Origin of the sequence: Collinsella sp. LCP19S3_H3 (assembly GCF_052119145.1) — a bacterium.
In the GTDB taxonomy this organism is placed as follows: domain Bacteria; phylum Actinomycetota; class Coriobacteriia; order Coriobacteriales; family Coriobacteriaceae; genus Collinsella.
On record NZ_JBQKFW010000040.1, the window covers coordinates 1 to 789 of the forward strand.

1 pseudogene is annotated in these 789 nt (G+C 69.1%); it reads right to left on the reverse strand.

The features are described 5' to 3' along the window. Positions 1 to 622: pseudogene (locus ACTQZF_RS09200) on the reverse strand (IS21 family transposase); the annotation flags it as partial. Positions 623 to 789 lie beyond the last annotated feature (167 nt).

Here is a 789-nt window from a genome sequence, read left to right on the forward strand (position 1 = left end):
TGCCCGCCTCAGTGGCGTTGTCGAGCACCATCGCAGCCGGGGCGCGGCCCCAGCGGCGGAAGATCTCGAGCAGCCCGGCGCACAGGCACTCCGACCTCTGCGACATGAGGGCGACGCACTGCCGGTCGTTCGAGTGCGGGAGCGTCGCGACCAGCAGCTTGAGGTCGAGGGTCCTCCCGCCGACCGCGGCGCGGAAGTTCCCGAAATCGACCTGGCAGGTGCCGGGCGCCCACTCGAGCTCGAGGTACCCCTCTCCGCCCGCCGCCGCCCGGGCGAGCCTGAGCTCGCGGACGAACCTCTGCACGGTGGAGTACGAGCCGCCGTAGCCGCGCTCGGCGACGAGCCTGTCGTAGATCCGCCTGGCGGTGTGGCGCTGCTTCCTCGGGGCCCCGAGGTCGGCCTCGAGAACGCCCGCGACCCATTCCTCGTTGCCCTCGAGCGCGGGCCTGCCCCTCCTCCGGGGCATCGGCGCGGCGGGCGACATGTCCTCCATGTCGGCGTACTTCGCCACGGTGTTCCGGCTCACGTGGAGCACTCGGGCGATCTCGGACCTCGAGCGCCCGGCGGCATCCATCGACCGTATATCATTCACTGTGTCCAGGGGCACGGTCATCTCCTCCATCCTTCCCGGGCGGGCTCGCCAAAGTAACCGCCCGGGGAAACCATACGGCGAGGGCCGCGCCCCCGGTCCCCGGGGCGCGGCCCTCTTGCTTAAACTGCTCAATTTTTCGTGCTCACGGTGCTCATTTCCCAGTGATCACTCGGACCACTTCTTAGTGAACATCAACA